Genomic DNA, 17,844 nt, shown 5'->3' on the forward strand with positions numbered 1-17,844 from the left:
TGGTCGTACGATTGCAGATCAATCCTTTCTTCCTATTCCCTCAATCAGGTGAAACAAAACGCAGAAAACTCTATCATGTTTTTGGTCAATTATCAACGGGGACGCTCAGGTAAGTGCGCTTTAAACCATTTAGAGCGAGCGTGAGAAACGTCCTGCATTCAAACCGGCGAGACGCCCCGTAACAAAGGCTGAAGTGATATTGTAGCCCCCGGTATAGCCGTGAATATCGAGTATTTCTCCGCAAAAATATAAGCCTTCCATTTTTTTTGACGCCATCTGTTTCGGCTCAATCTCTTTTACGGAAACACCTCCGCCTGTGACAAACGCTTTGTCCAAAGAAAGCGTTCCGTCAGCGGCAACCGTAAATTGTTTGCAGTCTTTGACAAAAGCCCTGAATTGATCCTTCGGCAATTCCGTAAAGCTTGTCTGCGGATCAAGACCGTTCCGTTCCAGAAGAAAAAGCAGGTACCGTTCCTGCATCCACGGCTTCAGCGCATTTTTGAGCGCTTTTTTCGGTGCGTCTTTCAGTTCCTTGTGCATCTTTTGAAATAACTCTTCCTCGTTGATGCCGGGAAACAGATCGATGCGGAGTTTGACCTCTGGCTGCTTTTTCAGTTCTTTGACGACAAACTGGCTGCAGCGGAGAATGGCGGGGCCTGACAAGCCGAAATGGGTAAACAGCATGTCCATCACGTGTGTGACGATTGGTTTGCCTTTTTTATTCAGAACGCTGACGGCCGCGTTTCTAAGAGACAGCCCCTGAAGTGTTTTTTGTTTAATAAACGGTTCTGACGACGTAACCGGCACTTCCGTCGGAAAGAGTTCGGTCACGGTATGACCGGCCGCTTCCGCCCATGCATAGCCGTCTCCGGTGCTGCCGGTATGCGGGACTGATTTTCCGCCGACCGCGATAATGACGGCGTCTGCGTTAATGTGTTCGTCATTGTTTGTCGTAATGCCTGCTGTCCTGCCGTTCTCGTACCGCACTTCTTTGATTTTTTCATTTGTACGGATGGTGACATTCAGTTGTTTTAATCGGTTCAAAAGCGCATCGACAACGCTTTGTGCTTTGTCCGTCACCGGGAACATGCGCCCGTGGTCTTCTTCTTTCAGCTGAATGCCGAGTTTTTCAAAAAAGGCGATGATATCTTCATTATTAAATTCGGAAAACGCGCTGTATAAAAAGCGGCCGTTGCCGGGGATGTGTTTGATGATTTCTTCAACGGGGAGGCGGTTGGTCACGTTGCAGCGCCCGCCGCCGGAAATCGCCAGCTTCCGTCCCAGCTTGTTTCCTTTATCGATTAATAATACGTCCGCGCCTTCTTCGCCTGCCGCAATCGCAGCCATTAAACCGGACGGGCCGCCGCCGATCACAATCACGTCATAATGTTTCATCTTTCATCAACAACTTTCTTTTTCACGTATAATAGGCGGAAATGTCCGCTTTCTGCTATTATAGCGAAAGAAAGGGAATCCTTAAACGTATTTTGTTTTTTAAAGAGTTTTCCCAAAAAGTTTCCCGCTGTAATTATTACCGTCTAATTGCCCAGTTGTGTTAAAATAGAAAAGTTGAATCTTCGTAGAAAATGGTGATGAGGAAACATGTCAAGCAAATTGTTAAGGGGCACGTTCGTGCTGACGCTCGGCACCTATATATCGCGGATTTTAGGGATGATTTATCTGATCCCGTTCGGAGCGATGGTCGGAGCGACGGGCGGAGCTTTGTTTCAATACGGATATAATCAATATACACTGTTTTTAAACATTGCCACGATGGGATTTCCCGCCGCGGTTTCAAAATTTGTCTCGAAATATAATTCCAAGGGAGACTATGAGACAAGCAGGCGGATGCTGAGAGCGGGAATGTCGGTTATGCTCGTAACCGGGATGATCGCTTTTTCAATTCTTTATATTTCGGCGCCGTTTTTTGCGGAAACATCTCTCGGCGGCACGAGTAACAACGGACTTACGATTGACCACGTCGTTTATGTCATCCGGATGGTGAGTCTGGCACTTTTGGTCGTGCCGATTATGAGTCTTGTGCGCGGTTTTTTCCAAGGTCATCAGATGATGGGGCCGACAGCCGTTTCACAGGTTGTGGAGCAGCTTGCCCGGATCATCTTTTTATTGGGCGCCACGTATTTGATTTTAAGAGTGATCAACGGCGGCCTTGTCATCGCAGTCGGATACGCGACTTTCGCGGCGCTGATCGGATCATTCGGAGGGCTTGTCGTCCTTTATATTTACTGGAATAAGCGGAAGGGCGATCTTCTGGCGATGAAGCCGAATCTCGTCCCGTCTGCGAACTTAAGTTATAAAAAAATGTTCATTGAGCTTTTCAGTTATGCCGCTCCTTACGTATTTGTCGGACTGGCGATTCCTTTGTATTCTTATATCGATACGAATACGTTTAATAAAGCGATGATTGCGGCAGGCCATAAGGATATCAGCCAGGACATGCTTGCGATTGTCACTCTTTATGTGCCGAAGCTTGTCATGATCCCGGTTTCTCTGGCGACCGCTTTCGGTCTGACGCTGATTCCGACGATTACTGAATCGTTTACGAGCAGGAATTATAAGCTTTTGAACCAGCAGATTAACCAGACGATGCAAATCATTCTGTTTTTGGTTATTCCCGCAGTTGTCGGGATGTCCGTGTTATCGGGTCCGGCCTATACGTTCTTCTACGGCTCTGAAAGTCTTCGCCCGGATATCGGACAGGATATATTGTTCTGGTACGCGCCTGTCGCGATTCTGTTTTCTCTGTTTACCGTAAACGCCGCGATCCTGCAAGGGATTAATAAGCAGAAATTTGCTGTCGTGAGCCTTTTCATCGGCGTCATTATAAAAGTGGTGCTGAACGTGCCGCTGATCAAGCTGTTTCAGGGAGACGGGGCCATCTTGGCAACGGCGCTCGGTTATATCGCTTCTCTTCTGTACGGTTTTATTATGATTAAGCGCCATGCGGGCTATTCGTATACGGTACTTATAAAACGGGTCATTTTAATCGCAGTCCTGTCCGTCGTGATGGGAGTCGCGGTCAAGCTGACTCAATGGCTGCTCAGTTTCTTTGTAACATACCAAAGCGGCCAGGTGCATGCGGCGATTTTCGTCTTTGTCTGCGCCGCTGTCGGCGGTGCGGTGTACATGTTTGCCGCGTACCGAATCGGATTTTTACAGAAAATGTTTGGAAACCGTCTGCCCCGTGTTTTGAGGAGAGGCAGGCATTCCGCCCATTGAGAAATAATGAATAGTCCGCTTATCGCGGGCTTTTCTTTTTAAAGGAGAGGATCAGGATGAGACTTGATAAACTGCTTGCCAACAGCGGATTCGGCTCAAGAAAAGATGTGAAAAAAATCGTCAAGGCCGGGGCTGTCATGATTGACGGAGAGCCGGCGAAAGATGTGAAAACCCATGTCGATCCGGAAAAACAGGACATCACGGTATACGGAGAGCCGGCAGACTATCGTGAATTTATTTATGTCATGATGAATAAGCCGCAAGGAGTCCTGTCCGCTACCGAAGACAGCCGCCAGCAAACGGTGGTTGATCTGCTGACGCCTGAAGAACAGCGATTTGAACCGTTTCCGGCGGGACGTCTTGATAAGGATACGGAAGGCTTTTTGCTTCTGACCAATGACGGGCAGCTCGCTCATCGCCTGCTTTCTCCGAAAAAGCATGTGCCTAAAACATATGAGGTCCGGTTAACCTCGCCTCTGTCACCGGAAGACATCGTTCATCTGGAAAGAGGCGTCGTCATTGAAGGAGGCTATAAAACGAAGCCGGCAGCCGTTGAAATCATTACAGAAAGCCCGGATGAAACGGTGATTCATTTGACCATTACAGAAGGCAAATATCATCAGGTGAAGCTGATGGCAAAGGCTGTCGGAAATGAAGTGGCTTATTTGAAGCGGCTTTCGATGGGGGCTGTTTCTCTTGACCCGGATCTTAAACCGGGAGAATTCCGCGAGCTGACTGAAGAAGAGCTCGAAACGCTGAGAGGCGCTGAAGTGTAATCGATATCAGAAAAGCCCAAAACAGATTTGTTTTGGGCTTTTTATATAGAGGAACAAAAAACAAGGCAAAGACGCTGCTTTGCCTTGCAGCATGTCAGGCCGAAAAGGGCCTTATGTAATTGTTCGCTTAAGATGTAATTTTCACTTTTTTTCGTGTTGTCTCCCACTTGCCTCGGCTAGGACTATGAACAAGATCATTGTATGCTAACACATTTAAGTCTCGCTGAATGGTTCTAGGTGTAATGCCGAATTCATCAACCAGTTCCTGTGTTGTCACAAGGCCTTTTTCCTGGATGAACATGTAAACTGATTTAATCCGAGTCAGCATACGATTTGTTGAAGGTTTCAAAAAACCACTCCCTATCATAAGATCGGATGGACTTGATATACCACAACTTTCGACTCTAAAACTTCGTACGAATAAGCAACAAAGGATGACATTCTGTTTTTTCTCTTTTAACTGCCTCCATTATACACGATATGGACAACATGAATCTAGGAATAAGCGCAGATAATTTTTTCCAAATGAGTGCCGCCTTGGTGCATTACTATGCTCGGTCCGCTTTTATTATTATGGAAACTGAAACTTTTTTTATACATGTCCGTATGAAAACGGGGGAGTGAGAAGTTTGGGAGAATTATTGAATGCAAACATTGTCTGCGCCGGTTATGCTGACAGGCCGAAGGTGATTTCTGATGTATCTCTGTCAGTCAACGCTGGTGAAATTGCCGGTTTAATCGGAGCGAACGGCGCGGGGAAAAGCACAGTGATAAAGGCGGTTCTCGGGCTGTCCCGGGATATAGAGGGCGGAATTGAGTGGAATGATTCATCTTATGCTTACATACCGGAGCGTCCGAGTTTTTACGATGAACTGACGCTTTGGGAGCATCTCGAGCTGACCGGGTCATTGCGGGGCATGGAAGGGGAAGAGTGCCGTGAACGGGCAGGGCGGCTGCTTGAAGAGTTTTCGCTGACGTCTGTAACACATGATTTGCCTTCCGGTTTTTCAAAAGGGATGCAGCAAAAATTGATGCTTATACAGGCATTTTTGGCGAAGCCGGATATTTACATCATTGATGAGCCTTTTATCGGACTTGATCCGATCTCAACGAAGCTGTTTACCGACATGCTGATTGCTGAGAAAGAAAGGGGCGCGGGAATTTTGATGTGCACTCATGTTCTGGATACGGCGGAAAAAATCTGCGACCGGTTTTATTTGCTGGATCAGGGCGCTCTGCTTCTTCAAGGCACGTTAGAGGAGCTTCAGGAAAAAACGGGGAGCCGTTCACTGCTGGATTGCTTTTATTCAGCGGTTCGGAGCAGTCAGCGATGACTGGGCGGGCTTTGTTTTTTCAAAGGCTGTTTCATTATTGGCGGTATCAATGGAAGGTGTTTCAGACGGTCATTGATTGGACGGTCGCGCTGTATATCGTTCTTCCCGCTGCCGCATTTGCCGTTTATCAATATGCTGAATGGCTGAACGGCAGGGGGCTTCTTAATGGAGCGGCAGGAGTATTAGGATGGGGCTGGCTGTATGTATTCAGTGCCCTGCTGTTGTGCACGGGTTTTATTCATACCTTTTTGCTGGAAGCGGATCACGTATTTTTGGTGCATGCAAAACATCTGATGCAAAAGCTGAAACGGTACGCGCTTTTGTATTCGATGTTCCTTTCCCTTATCAAATGGGGTGCGCTTGCCGTATTGTTATTTCCCTTATGGCGCCAATACGGTGACTGTACCTTACCGGCATATTCGGGTATGTTTTGCTGTCTGTTCGGCTTCCATACTGCAATATTAGCGGTGCACCGGCACAGAAAAAACAGCAGGCGGACATTCGGGAATCAGGCGGCGGGCTGGCTGAAAGTGATGGTTCTGATGGCGGGTGCGTTTTTTATGATCGTCTTTGCCGCCGAATGGTATTGGCTTTGGCCGGCGGGATGTATATTGTTCATCTGTTCCGCTCTTTTGACTCGGAAAGGGACGGAGACATTATCAGCCTTTGAGGAAGAAGTGCTTGAGGAGAACAGGCGCAAGCTTTCATTCGCGGCCTCTGTTTTGATGCTCAGCCATGATGTGCAGCTCCCGAATGGTAAACATAAAGGGCGGAGCAAGCCGTTTTTATATCCCGGCTCAAAGCACATCTTTACAAAACGGTCGGCGTATACGGCGTGGAAAGAATTGTTCTTTAAAGTGCTGATCCGAAACGGCGGGTATCTCCGGCAGCTTTACCTTTTAACCGCGGCTTTTACAGCTCTTATTCTCGTTCTTCCGCTCTTAGTCAAGCCGGCAGTTCTCATTTTGTTTGCGATCGTCAGCCGCTATGCCGCGTCACTTTTATTTGACCGGATCATGGATAAACCGGTTTTAAGCGGTATCAAGAGAGACAGTGATGACTATTTCAGGGCGCGAAACAGCGCATTAACCGTCATCCAAGTCATCTGTTCCGCCTGGTGTCTCATTGCCGCGATTCTTTCCGTTCTTTATATGTGAAAATCCCTTTCCGAAAAAGGAAAGGGATTTTTCTTAATGTCCGTTCAAAATAAAAAGCTGAATAAAAAACAGCACGGCGAAGATGATGACTAAAGGATGGATTTCGCGCCATTTTTTCTTAGCTGCTTTAACAAGCGGATATGAAATGAAGCCGAGTGCGATTCCGGTTGAAATACTGGACGTTAAAGGCATCGCCAAAATGACGAGAAAGGCCGGGAACGCTTCATCAAGCTCATTCCAGCGGATATTCGACACAGCACCCATCATCAGGCTGCCGACAATAATCAGAGCCGGTGACGTAATCGCTGACACTTCCGATAAGACGCTGACAAGCGGGCTGAAAAACATGGAAACGGCAAACATAACCGCAATCGTCAGCGCCGTCAGACCCGTTCTTCCGCCGGCCGCCACACCTGCTGAAGATTCAACGAACGCGGTCGTCGGGCTGGTGCCGAAGATGCTTCCCACCGTCGTAGCGGTCGAATCAGCCAAAAGCGCTCTTCTGGCATTCGGCAGCTGATTGTTTTTGATCAGTCCCGCTTGTTCGGCGACACCGATCATGGTGCCGGTCGTGTCAAAAATCGTAACGAGAAGAAAAGAAAACACAACGGCGTACAGACCGTGATGCACGACATCCCCGAGGGCTCCGAACGGATTTGTGATCAAAAGCCCCTCCGGCAGGTGCGGGAAGGACATGAATCCTTTCGCGAAATGGATCTGTCCGGTCAAAAAGGCAATGATAGCGGTCAGCGCCATGCCGATGAACAGAGCCCCGTTAACATTCAGCACCATCAGTACAATACTGATGATAAGTCCGATAAGCGTTAAAATGACGGCGGGCGAATGAAGATCGCCGAGTGCGACCAGATTAGATTTATCAGCCGTGATGATTCCGGATTGGCGTAAGCCGATAAAAGCGATAAATAAGCCGATGCCGGTCGTAATTCCGTATTTTAAATTGTCCGGAATCGCTTCTATAAGTTGTTTTCTTAAAGGCGTTAACGATAAAATAATAAAGATGACTCCCGCGATAAAAACGGCGCTGAAAGCCGTCTGATACGTAATGCCGCTGCCTGTGCCGACAACGTGAAAGGCAAGATACGCGTTTAAGCCCATGCCGGGGGCAATGGCGATCGGAAAATTCGCAGCGAGAGCCATCCATAAAGTTCCGACAATGGAAGCGATAATCGTCGCGGTGAACACCTGGTCAAACGGAATTCCCGCATTGGAAAGGATCACCGGATTGACGACAATGATATACACCATTGTGAAAAAGGTGGTCAATCCCGCGGTAATTTCTCTTTTTATTGTCGTTTGATGCTTGTCGAGATGAAACATAAGTACCTCCAATGACGAACATTTTTTCAAAACATCATCTATATTATTCGTTTTATCGACATTTTGCAAGTCTTTATCAAGAAAGGGGATTTGTGATGAACTGGGAAGTTGAAGTCATCAGAAACAAAGAAGATCTGATCCGTGACACGCAGAAGTTTTTGCAGATCAACAGCGTAATGGACGAATCAACAGCCGGTCCCGGCCGGCCGTTTGGAGAAGGCGTCAATGCCAGCCTGACGTCACTGCTGGAATTCGGTGAAAAAGAAGGCTTCACCGTAAAGAATCTTGATGGCTATGCGGGCCATATTGAATGGGGAACGGGTGACGAAATCGTCGGCGTTCTGTGCCACGTCGATGTCGTTCCGCCCGGAGACGGCTGGACGAGCGATCCGTTTTCAGCCGATATCAGGGACGGCCGGATATATGCCAGAGGCGCCATAGATGATAAAGGGCCGACAATGGCGGCGTTTTATGCGCTGAAAATCGTCAAAGACATGCAGCTCCCTTTATCCAAACGCGTGAGAATCATCATCGGAACGGATGAAGAAAGTGATTGGAGATGCGTGGATCACTACTTCAAACACGAAAAAATGCCTGACATCGGCTTTGCTCCTGACGCAGATTTTCCGATCATTAACGCCGAAAAAGGAATTATAGATGCGTCACTGCGCATTGCAAAAAGCGCTTCTGACAAAGACGCAAAAAACGGGCTACTGTCATTCCGTTCAGGACTGCGCTTGAACATGGTGCCGGATGCGGCTGAAGCGGTTATTGAAGGGGACGGTCTTGATGCCGTGCACGCATATTTCAGCAAATGGCTTGAGCAGTCAAAAACACAGGGTGAAGCAGTTTCGGAAAATGGAAAACTGACGCTTCGGGTATACGGAAAATCATGCCACGCGATGGAACCGGATAATGGTGTTAATGCCGGCTTAAAGCTTGCTGAATGCCTTAACGGAACAGATCTGGATGAAGCCGGAAAGGACTTTGTCAAAACCGTCAGTGACTATTTTTTAAATGATACACGAGGCAAAAAGCTGAAAATTGATTGCAGGGATGACATCAGCGGAGAGCTTACATTGAATGTCGGCACCTTTACATACAGAAAGGGTGAGGAAGGAGAACTCGGCATCAACATCCGTTATCCCGTCACTTCAGACAGCAAAGTCATCCGTGATGCTTTTACGTCTGCTGAAGAATTCCGGCTTGAAGAATTTAAAGACAGCAAACCGCACCACGTTTCTGCCGATCATCCGCTCGTAAAGACGCTTCAAAAGGTTTACGAAGGACAGACGGGAAAGAAAGCGGATCTGATTTCAATCGGCGGAGGAACGTATGCGAGATCCCTTTCGGCGGGCGTCGCGTTCGGGCCGCTGTTCCCCGGCCGGCCTGACAGCGCGCATCAAAAGGATGAGTACATTGAAATCGATGACCTTCTCCGGTCAACCGCTTTATATGCCGAAGCCATTTATGAGCTTGCCAAGTGATAATAAAAAGGGACGCCGAAAGCGGCATCCCTTTTTATCATTCAAATGACCATAAATCCGTTGATAAATAACGTTCTCCCGTATCGGCCGTCATACAGATGACGATCTGTTCGGAAGGGAGTCGTTTTGCGGTTTCAATGGCGGCGAAGCAGGCGGCGCCTGAAGACGGTCCGACGAGTATGCCTTCTTCCCGGGCCAGACGGCGTGTTGTCGTATACGCATCTTCATCAGATATTTTCATGATTTCATCGTAAACGTCCTGATTCAGTATGCCGGGAATAAATCCGGGGCTTGTCCCGACAAGCTTATGGGCTCCGGGTTTTCCGCCAGACAGGACGGGAGATCCCGCCGGCTCGGCGACATGAACAATCATATCCGGGAAAAGCTCCCTCAGCGTTTCTCCAGTTCCGGTAATGGTTCCGCCCGTTCCCGCCGTTGCCACAAAAGCACCGAGCGGTCTGTTGAGCTGCTGAACGGCCTGATAGATTTCAATGGCTGTCGTTTTTCGGTGGGCATCTGGATTTGCGCCGTTATCGAATTGCATAGGGATAAAACTTCCCGGAATCTGTTCGGCGAGTTCTTTCGCTTTTTTGATGCTGCCGGGCATTCTTTCCGCCCCCGGTGTTAACACAACCTCCGCGCCGTACGCTTTCAGGAGGTTGATGCGTTCTTTCGTCATCGTGTCAGGCATGACGAGGATTGCCTTGTAGCCGCGCGCCGCCGCGTTCATCGCCAGGCCGATGCCTGTGTTGCCGCTTGTCGGTTCGATGATGACAGAGCCGGGTTTTAAATGCCCGCTGTTTTCCGCCTCAATGATCATATTGTAAGCCGCTCTGTCTTTGACACTGCCGCTCGGGTTAAACGATTCTAATTTTAAATAGACCTGCGCTGCATGTTCTGGCTGAAGACGATTGAGCTTTACGATCGGTGTGCCGCCGATCAGCTCCGCCGTGCTGTTTACGATTTTCAAGGCCGGCTCATTCCTTTCTGTATAAAACGTTCGGTACATAATATCCTATCATAATGAGCGGACAGGGTTCTCCTCTCCGCTTATCCGTTTTATAATAACACCATAACCAAAGAGGGGGAGATCCTCGTATGAAAGCTTCATTGCCGCATTATTTTATCGGCATTCCGATTCCGGCTGACATTGCTGAACCGATTTGGGAAGCAGCCAAAAAGGAGCCGGCGTTAACATTCAAAAAATGGGTGCACCCGCATGACTATCATATTACACTCATTTTTCTCGGAGCCGCGGATGAAGAACGGCTTGCGAAATTATCGTCGCTGCTCGCAGATGCTGCGTCGGCAGCGCAGCCGTTTACCGTACAGTTTCAGCATCTGGATATTTTCGGCGACCGCAGACAGCCGAGAGTGCTTCACCTTGAGCCCGAACGGAATGAACTGCTCTTTGATTTGCGGGAAAAAACAAAACAGGCTGTTTTGAAAGCTGGTTTTCAAGTGGAAAAACGCCCGTATCACCCTCATATGACGATGGCGCGGAAGTGGGCGGGAGACCGGCCGTTTCCTGACGATGTGCCGTTTGAAAGCGGCAGGGTGCAAAGTGCCGTCAGCCGGTTTTCCCTGTTTCAGACCCATCTTGACCGGTCGCCTAAATACGAAGAAATTGCACAGTTTCAATTGACATAAACAAATATTCGGAGTGGAGAAATCACATGGCACAGATCATCAAAATTCACGACTGCATATCCAGATATGAACTTGATCCATATCATTATATGAACCAGTTTATCCGGCTGAAGAAAGAACGCTTTGAGGCGCTTCTTGAAGCGTTTGACCGGATGACGGAAGAAAAAGAAACGGAAACGGCTGCCGGCGGGGAAACCGATCAAGCGCCGGCCAGGAAAAAATTTTCCTTAAAAAAGAGAAAAGAAGAAAATACGGCCGATATAAATGAAAAGAGGCACCAATGGTTTGATGAGCCGGAGGGAGAAGAGGCGCTGTTCGGGAATCTCCCGTCTCGAAAGTCTGAGCTCGCGCCTTTTTTCAAAGATCAGCTGTATGACTTTCAATTAAAATGGGCGAGCTCCACGCTTTCTCAAAAGTCTGAGCTTTCACAGGCGGTCAAAAGGGACGGGATGTTAAAAATGCTGGCTCAAAAGCTGCCCGATTCCTATTTTGTGATGTATCATCCGGTTCTGCAAATTCAGCAGGCGTCCGTCGAACTGAGCATGATCATCATCTCGCCGCTGGAGATTTTCTGCGCCGCTTTTATGGAAGCGGAAGAGGACACCGTATATATCGGATCAAAACACCGTTTTTGGGAAGAAAGAGGCTCCGGCAGCACGCGCCAAGTATTGAATCCGTCTCTCAGCCTGCACCGGACGGGCTCGGTCGTTTCGCAAATCGTAAAAGAAAAGCAGGCCGACATTCCCGTGCGGAAGCTTTTGCTCAGCAGAACGTCTTATATTGATTATCCGGAGCCGCCGTACGGGCTGGAAATAGCTGATAAACGGACTGCCGCAGAGTGGGTGGAAAAGCAGCAGAAAAATACGGCGCCGATCAAGCACCACCAGCTCAAGGCGGCGAAGGCTCTTTTGTCTTACGGCTTAAGCGATTCAAGCCGGAGACAGGAATGGCTTGATTAAAACGGACGTTTGCCGGCTGTCTCTTCATCTATGAAGCAGGTGAAAACAAACGATGAGTCAATGGTTTTTTATTATTAATCCGGTCTCAGGAGGCGGGCGGGGCCGGCGTGTCTGGAAATCAGTTCAAAAAGAGCTGAACAGGCGCGGGGTCAGCCACCGTTCTTTTTTGACCGGGCATCCCGGACATGCGGAAGTGCTGGCGAGACAGATTTCAATGATGCAGGATCATAAGCTTAAGCGGCTGTTCGTCATCGGCGGTGACGGGACGATGCATGAAGTCATTAACGGACTGAAAGGAACGGACCAGATTGAGCTGACCTTTGTGCCCGCCGGTTCGTACAATGACTTTTCCAAAGGGCTCGGTATTAAGAAGTCGGCGCTCCTCCAAGAAATCAAAAGTCTGCACCGCCCGCTCACACGGAAATTTTTTGCGGGAAACATCAACTTTTTTCATGACAAAGCGCAATCACTTTATTTTATTAACCACCTGTCTGTCGGCTTCGATGCCTCAGTTTTGAAGGCAGCGGCGAATTTTCCGTTATCGCGCGTTCTTCGGTTTTTGCGTCTCGGCTTTGTGATTTACCCGCTCGCGCATTTACATACGGCCTCGGGGTTTCAGCCGTTCAGATTTGTTTGCACGGCAGACGGCCAGAGGCGAGAATTCCGCAATGTCTGGTTTGTCATAGCGGCTAATCACCCTTATTACGGAGGCGGCATGAAAGCGGCGCCTTCAGCAAATCCCCGTCAAAACCATTTTGATATTGTCGTCGCAGAAAACCTGTCCTTTTTCTCGCTGTATCGTTTTTTATGGGCGATGAGCTTCGGCCGGCATATCAAAATGGACGGAGTGACGATGATAAAGGGGAAGGAATTCGTTTTTGAAACAGATGGGAAAATTCCGTTTCACGCTGACGGCGAGCTGATCGGAACGACGCCGTTTCGGCTTATGCCGGGCGGTGCGCCGTTGAAAATAAAAACATAATAAACAAATGAAACCCGTCAAATGTTTTACGGCAAAGAGCGGTTCGCGGCATAAATCTTCAGAATTCACAGGTGTTCTTGCTAGTTTTGCTTGACGAAGTTTGTGCTGTAGCGCTAAAATTTATAGGACGGCTATTGATTAGCATATGAGACTCTCAATAGCTGTCTTTTTTATTCTCATGAAATTGTTTATGACAGGCCGCTCCGCCAATAGAGAAAGGCTGGAGGCCTATTCTAAAATATTTTAAGAAATGATGGGTTGAACATTGATATGAACTGGTTGGGACAATTACTAGGTAGCGATTGGGAGATCTTCCCCGCCGGAGGAGCTACAGGAGATGCATATTATGCGAAACATAACGGCCAACAGCTTTTTTTAAAACGTAATAGCTCGCCCTTTTTAGCCGTGTTATCCGCCGAAGGCATTGTTCCGAAGCTGGTTTGGACGAAACGGATGGAAAATGGAGACGTCATTACGGCTCAGCATTGGATGGCGGGCAGGGAGCTGAAGGCAAAGGATATGAGCGGACGCCCGGTGGCTGAGCTGCTCCGCAAAATCCACACATCAAAAGCTTTGCTCGACATGCTGAAAAGATTGGGAAAAGAACCGCTTGATCCGGGCGCCCTTTTGTCGCAGCTGAAGCAGGCCGTCTTTGCCGTGCGGCAATTTTCGCCGCTTATTCAGGAAGGCCTTGCTTATTTGGAAGCTCATGTGGATCAGGTGCAATTCGGTGAAAAAGTCGTTTGCCATTGTGATGTGAATCATAATAACTGGCTTCTGTCTGAAGACAACCAGCTGTATTTAATAGATTGGGACGGCGCCATGATAGCTGATCCGGCCATGGATCTCGGCCCTTTATTGTATCATTACGTCGAAGAGCCAGCGTGGGACAGCTGGCTTGGGATGTACGGCATGAAGCTCACGGAAGGGCTTCGGCTGCGGATGGCGTGGTACATGTTATCGGAGACCATCACCTTCATCGCCTGGCACAAATCAAAAGGAAACGACAAAGCGTATCATGATGCCATGGAAGAGCTTCATGCCCTGATGAAGCGGATTGTCAAGTAGTCAGGAGTACGAATCCATCTGCTCCACCCATTGGGACAAATGGTTTTGGTGCTCCTGAATATGCGTGTCGATGGAATCGGCCGTGATGCCGGACTGGCTGTAGCGGTAGACATCCTCGAGCACGTTTTTTATATTTGAATCAAGCCCGGTGTTGGCCATCAGTGATTTGATGACGCGCTCCAGCTGTTCATACTCGGCAACCGTGCCGCAGCAATCCAATTGATGGTCGGCCAGTATGTCCTTTAATAACCGGACCTGATGTTCGCTTGTTAAGCCCATGATTCATATACACATCCTTTCTGTGTCATACATTGTGCAAAGCGGTGCGGTTTTATGCATCACATGAGTGTTCCGGACCGGGGAGCCTCTTTTTTTATGCGGCCGGCGCCTTTAAAAGGCGCTTGCGGCTCTTTATGTTTCATGGTATGTTGTTACTCGAAATTATAGATAGAGGTGTCAATCATATGAGAATGCGCCATAAACCTTGGGCGAATGATTTTCTGGCAGAAAACGCTGACATCGCCATCAGTGATCCGGCCCAGTATAAAGGGCGGTGGAACACGGTCTTTGGCAATGACAACCCGATCCATATTGAAGTCGGTACCGGAAAAGGGCAGTTCATTTCAGGAATGGCCAAGCAGAATCCGGATATCAACTATATCGGGATTGAGCTGTTTAAAAGCGTCATCGTCACTGCCGTCCAAAAAGTTAAGGACAGCGGGGCTCACAATGTCCGTTTGTTAAATATAGACGCGGAAACACTGAATGACGTATTTGAACGGGGAGAAATCAAGCGCGTATATTTAAACTTTTCTGACCCGTGGCCGAAAAACCGCCACGAAAAGCGCCGTTTAACTTTTAAAACGTTCTTGAAAAAATACGAAGAAGTGATGGGCGAAACAGGTGAGATTCATTTCAAAACCGATAACCGCGGTTTATTCGAATACTCTCTGAAAAGCTTTTCCGAATACGGCCTGCTTCTGACGGAAGTCAGCCTTGATCTGCACAACAGCGATCCGAAGGGCAATATTATGACAGAATACGAAGAAAAATTCTCCGCGCTCGGCCAGCCGATTTATCGGGCCGAAGTTGAATGGAGAACAAAAGACAGACTCTGATGCGGGAGTCTGTTTTTTTATGCCGCCATTTGCTACCATTACATCAGGAGGGATCAAGATGGAGACATTGAATATTGGGAATATTTCATTAACATGGCTGGACGGCGGTGTAACGCATATGGACGGCGGAGCGATGTTCGGCGTTGTTCCGAAACCTTTATGGTCGAGAAAATACCCCGTAAATGACAAAAACCAGATTGAATTAAGAACAGACCCGATTCTGATCAGAAAAAAAGGCCTGAATATATTGGTTGACGCGGGTATCGGCCGAGGGAAATTCTCTGATAAACAAAAAAGGAATTACGGCGTAACACAGGAATCCAATCTGAAACAATCTCTTCGTGACCTCGGGCTTTCTTGTGAGGACATTCATATTGCCGCGATGACCCATCTTCATTTTGACCATGCATGCGGCCTGACGGAGTACAGCGGAGAGGAGCTTGTCTCTGTTTTCCCGAATGCCCGCATTATCACTTCTGCAACAGAGTGGCGCGAAATGAGAAATCCTAATATCAGATCGAAAAATACATATTGGAGAGAAAATTGGGAGGCGGTACAAGATCAGGTCGAAACCTTTGAGAACGAGTATCAGCTGACAGAAGGCATTACGATGCACCACACCGGCGGCCACAGCGACGGCCACAGCGTCATCGTCTTAGAAGACGGTGGGGAGGCGGCTGTGCATTTTGCCGACCTGATGCCGACGAATGCGCATAAAAATCCGTTATGGGTGCTGGCCTATGATGATTATCCGATGACCTCTATTCCAGAAAAGCAGAAATGGCAGACGTTCGCGGCAGAAAAAGACGCCTGGCTGATTTTCTATCACGACGCGATTTACAGAGCGGTAAAATGGGGAGAAGACGGCGAAGTGGCTGCATCTGTCAAACGGGAGAAAAAATAAGCGGATCGATGATTTGCCTGTATGAATTTCGGGAATAAAAGCAAACCTAAGACAAATTGCTTTGAAAGGAAGAGACAGGTGAATCAATTTCAAGTGACGAAAGATGGAGAAATCAAAACAACACTGCGCGGATTAGAAGTGCTTTCTACGCCTTTTTTAAATAAAGGGGTGGCCTTTACACAGGAGGAAAGAAAGGAACTCGGGCTCGAGGGGTTTCTGCCGCCGAAAGTATTGACAATCGAAGAGCAGGCGAGGCGGGCCTACGAACAATTCAGTTCGCAGCCTGATGAGCTGAGCAAAAATGTGTACTTGACCGCTCTCCATGACCGGAATGAAACGTTATTTTACAGACTGTTAAATGATCATTTAGGCGAAATGCTGCCGATCGTATATACGCCGACCGTCGGCACCGCGATCCAGCGTTACAGCCATGAGTACAGAAAACCCCGCGGTCTGTATTTGTCAATAGATGATCCTGAGGGAATGCGCGCCGCATTTCAGCAGTTCGGAAAAAATGAAAACATTGACTTAATCGTTGCCACAGATGCGGAGGGCATTCTGGGAATCGGTGACTGGGGCGTCGGCGGCATCGCCATTTCTGTCGGAAAACTCGCGGTGTATACGGCGGCGGCCGGAATTGATCCGTCACGAGTGCTTGCGGTCGTATTGGACGCGGGGACAAATCAGGAAAGCCTCTTAAATGACCCGCTGTATGTCGGAAACCAGCATTCAAGAGTGCGCGGCGAGAAATATGACCGCTTTATTGATGAGTATGTCTCGCTTGCCCGGGAAACATTCCCGAATGCGCTGCTTCATTGGGAGGATTTCGGTACGGCTAACGCCCGCGGCATATTAAAACGGTATAAAGATAAAGTCTGTACGTTTAACGATGACATTCAAGGAACGGGCGCGGTATCGCTTGCGGCTGTTTTAGCGTGTGCAAAAGCATCAAAAGTGCCTTTAAAAGAGCATAAAGTCGTCGTCTTCGGGGCGGGAACGGCCGGTATCGGAATTGCTGAGCAGCTGCGCGAAGCCATGGTGCATGACGGATTAAGCGAAGAAGAATCCTACAGCCATTTTTGGTGTATCGACAGAAACGGATTGTTAACGGATGATATGAAGGACTTGCGTGATTTTCAGGTTCCGTACGCGCGCCCTGCTGATGAAGTGAAAGAGTACGGCCGCAGCGGTGAAGGCGGATCAATTGATCTGGCGGAGACGGTGCGTCAGGCCAAGCCGACGATTCTGATCGGCACATCCACCGTATCAGGCGCATTTACGGAAGAAATCGTCAAAGAAATGGCCTCACATGTCAAACGGCCCGCTATTTTGCCGATGTCAAACCCGACGACATTATCAGAAGCAAAACCTGAAGATTTGATTAAATGGACGGAAGGCCGCGCGCTTGTCACTACGGGTAGTCCGTTTCCGCCTGTTGCGTATAACGGCGTTACCTACCATATCGGACAGGCGAATAACGCGCTCGTATTCCCGGGACTCGGACTCGGCACGATTGTGACGAAAGCAAGGATCATTACGGACAATATGTTCGTTGCCTGCGCGAATGCCATCGCCGGTATGGTGGATGTCGGCAAGCCGGGGGCGCCAATGCTTCCGAAAGTGGAGGATCTTAGGACGGTATCGGCAACTGTGGCGGTAGCTGTAGCTAAAGCTGCGATTCAGGACGGTGTAGCGGAAACGGAACCCGAGGATCTGATCCAAGCGGTGCAGGACGCGATGTGGCACCCAGTATATAAACGAATTCGGCCGATGTAACCGAATAAAGCCCAAAACGCTGATGGTTTTGGGCTTTATTTTTTGCTTGTCCGAA

Annotated in this window: 17 protein-coding genes; 12 read left to right on the forward strand and 5 right to left on the reverse strand. The window is 48.6% G+C overall.

All coding sequences use genetic code 11. From position 1 onward, the window contains the following. Positions 1–129: 129 nt before the first annotated feature. On the reverse strand, positions 130–1,395 hold the full coding sequence (locus SB24_RS15130) for a BaiN/RdsA family NAD(P)/FAD-dependent oxidoreductase (RefSeq protein ID WP_007408798.1): 1,266 nt from the start codon (positions 1,393–1,395) through the stop codon (positions 130–132). Positions 1,396–1,602: 207 nt separating this feature from the next. Here SB24_RS15130 and SB24_RS15135 point away from each other — a divergent pair, with 207 nt between their 5' ends. Together SB24_RS15135 and SB24_RS15140 are read left to right on the forward strand one after the other, a co-directional pair. After that, positions 1,603–3,240: a putative polysaccharide biosynthesis protein gene (locus SB24_RS15135; RefSeq protein WP_039254168.1), complete on the forward strand. Its 1,638-nt coding sequence runs from the start codon at positions 1,603–1,605 to the stop codon at positions 3,238–3,240. A 56-nt stretch (positions 3,241–3,296) separates the two neighbouring features. Next, positions 3,297–4,016 (forward strand): pseudouridine synthase, encoded by a 720-nt coding sequence (locus SB24_RS15140; protein WP_007408795.1) that lies wholly within the window; start codon positions 3,297–3,299, stop codon positions 4,014–4,016. A 127-nt stretch (positions 4,017–4,143) separates the two neighbouring features. Here SB24_RS15140 and SB24_RS15145 read toward each other — a convergent pair whose 3' ends face one another. Next, a complete protein-coding gene (locus tag SB24_RS15145; RefSeq protein ID WP_003152337.1) occupies positions 4,144–4,365 on the reverse strand; it encodes a DeoR family transcriptional regulator in 222 nt (73 codons plus the stop codon). 280 nt (positions 4,366–4,645) lie between these two features. Between SB24_RS15145 and SB24_RS15150 the strand changes: the two genes are divergently transcribed. After that, the gene (locus SB24_RS15150; RefSeq protein WP_031379302.1) at positions 4,646–5,350 is read left to right on the forward strand and encodes an ABC transporter ATP-binding protein; all 705 of its coding nucleotides are present in this window, start codon (positions 4,646–4,648) and stop codon (positions 5,348–5,350) included. Beyond that, complete coding sequence (locus tag SB24_RS15155) at positions 5,347–6,507, forward strand: ABC transporter permease (RefSeq protein ID WP_039254170.1); 1,161 nt, start codon at positions 5,347–5,349, stop codon at positions 6,505–6,507. Before SB24_RS15150 ends, SB24_RS15155 begins: the two co-directional genes overlap by 4 nt. Before the next feature lie 33 nt (positions 6,508–6,540). On the opposite strand, the gene SB24_RS15160 is transcribed toward SB24_RS15155, so the two are convergent. Further along, positions 6,541–7,845 carry an NCS2 family permease gene (locus tag SB24_RS15160; RefSeq protein WP_014418668.1) on the reverse strand — a complete coding sequence of 435 codons (1,305 nt, stop codon included), beginning with the start codon at positions 7,843–7,845 and terminating at the stop codon, positions 6,541–6,543. 95 nt (positions 7,846–7,940) lie between these two features. Here SB24_RS15160 and pepV point away from each other — a divergent pair, with 95 nt between their 5' ends. After that, entirely contained in the window at positions 7,941–9,332 is a 1,392-nt protein-coding gene (gene pepV, locus SB24_RS15165; RefSeq protein WP_039254172.1) for a dipeptidase PepV, read from the forward strand. A 37-nt stretch (positions 9,333–9,369) separates the two neighbouring features. On the opposite strand, the gene cysK is transcribed toward pepV, so the two are convergent. Next, positions 9,370–10,341 carry a cysteine synthase A gene (gene cysK / locus SB24_RS15170; RefSeq protein ID WP_095352847.1) on the reverse strand — a complete coding sequence of 324 codons (972 nt, stop codon included), beginning with the start codon at positions 10,339–10,341 and terminating at the stop codon, positions 9,370–9,372. Between the two features lie 89 nt (positions 10,342–10,430). On the opposite strand from cysK, the gene thpR reads away from it, so the two are divergent. From thpR to SB24_RS15190, 4 genes are all read left to right on the forward strand, one after another. Beyond that, positions 10,431–10,982, forward strand: a complete 552-nt coding sequence (gene thpR, locus SB24_RS15175; RefSeq protein WP_015418027.1) for an RNA 2',3'-cyclic phosphodiesterase — start codon at positions 10,431–10,433, stop codon at positions 10,980–10,982. Between the two features lie 26 nt (positions 10,983–11,008). Then, positions 11,009–11,941: a hypothetical protein gene (locus SB24_RS15180; RefSeq protein ID WP_015418026.1), complete on the forward strand. Its 933-nt coding sequence runs from the start codon at positions 11,009–11,011 to the stop codon at positions 11,939–11,941. Positions 11,942–11,993: 52 nt separating this feature from the next. Then, positions 11,994–12,923, forward strand: coding sequence for a YegS/Rv2252/BmrU family lipid kinase (locus SB24_RS15185; RefSeq protein ID WP_033574223.1), 930 nt, complete (start codon positions 11,994–11,996; stop codon positions 12,921–12,923). Between the two features lie 270 nt (positions 12,924–13,193). Continuing rightward, a complete protein-coding gene (locus SB24_RS15190; protein ID WP_003152355.1) occupies positions 13,194–13,991 on the forward strand; it encodes a phosphotransferase family protein in 798 nt (265 codons plus the stop codon). On the opposite strand, the gene SB24_RS15195 is transcribed toward SB24_RS15190, so the two are convergent. Continuing rightward, positions 13,992–14,270: a YtzH-like family protein gene (locus SB24_RS15195; RefSeq protein WP_003152357.1), complete on the reverse strand. Its 279-nt coding sequence runs from the start codon at positions 14,268–14,270 to the stop codon at positions 13,992–13,994. Positions 14,271–14,455: 185 nt separating this feature from the next. On the opposite strand from SB24_RS15195, the gene trmB reads away from it, so the two are divergent. From trmB to SB24_RS15210, 3 genes are all read left to right on the forward strand, one after another. After that, complete coding sequence (gene trmB, locus SB24_RS15200) at positions 14,456–15,109, forward strand: tRNA (guanosine(46)-N7)-methyltransferase TrmB (RefSeq protein WP_003152359.1); 654 nt, start codon at positions 14,456–14,458, stop codon at positions 15,107–15,109. A gap of 58 nt (positions 15,110–15,167) precedes the next feature. After that, positions 15,168–16,013: a YtnP family quorum-quenching lactonase gene (locus tag SB24_RS15205; protein WP_039254176.1), complete on the forward strand. Its 846-nt coding sequence runs from the start codon at positions 15,168–15,170 to the stop codon at positions 16,011–16,013. Positions 16,014–16,091: 78 nt separating this feature from the next. Next, positions 16,092–17,789, forward strand: a complete 1,698-nt coding sequence (locus SB24_RS15210; RefSeq protein ID WP_031379297.1) for an NAD-dependent malic enzyme — start codon at positions 16,092–16,094, stop codon at positions 17,787–17,789. Positions 17,790–17,844: the final 55 nt, after the last annotated feature.

The organism is Bacillus sp. Pc3, from assembly GCF_000815145.1.
Taxonomy (GTDB): domain Bacteria; phylum Bacillota; class Bacilli; order Bacillales; family Bacillaceae; genus Bacillus; species Bacillus velezensis.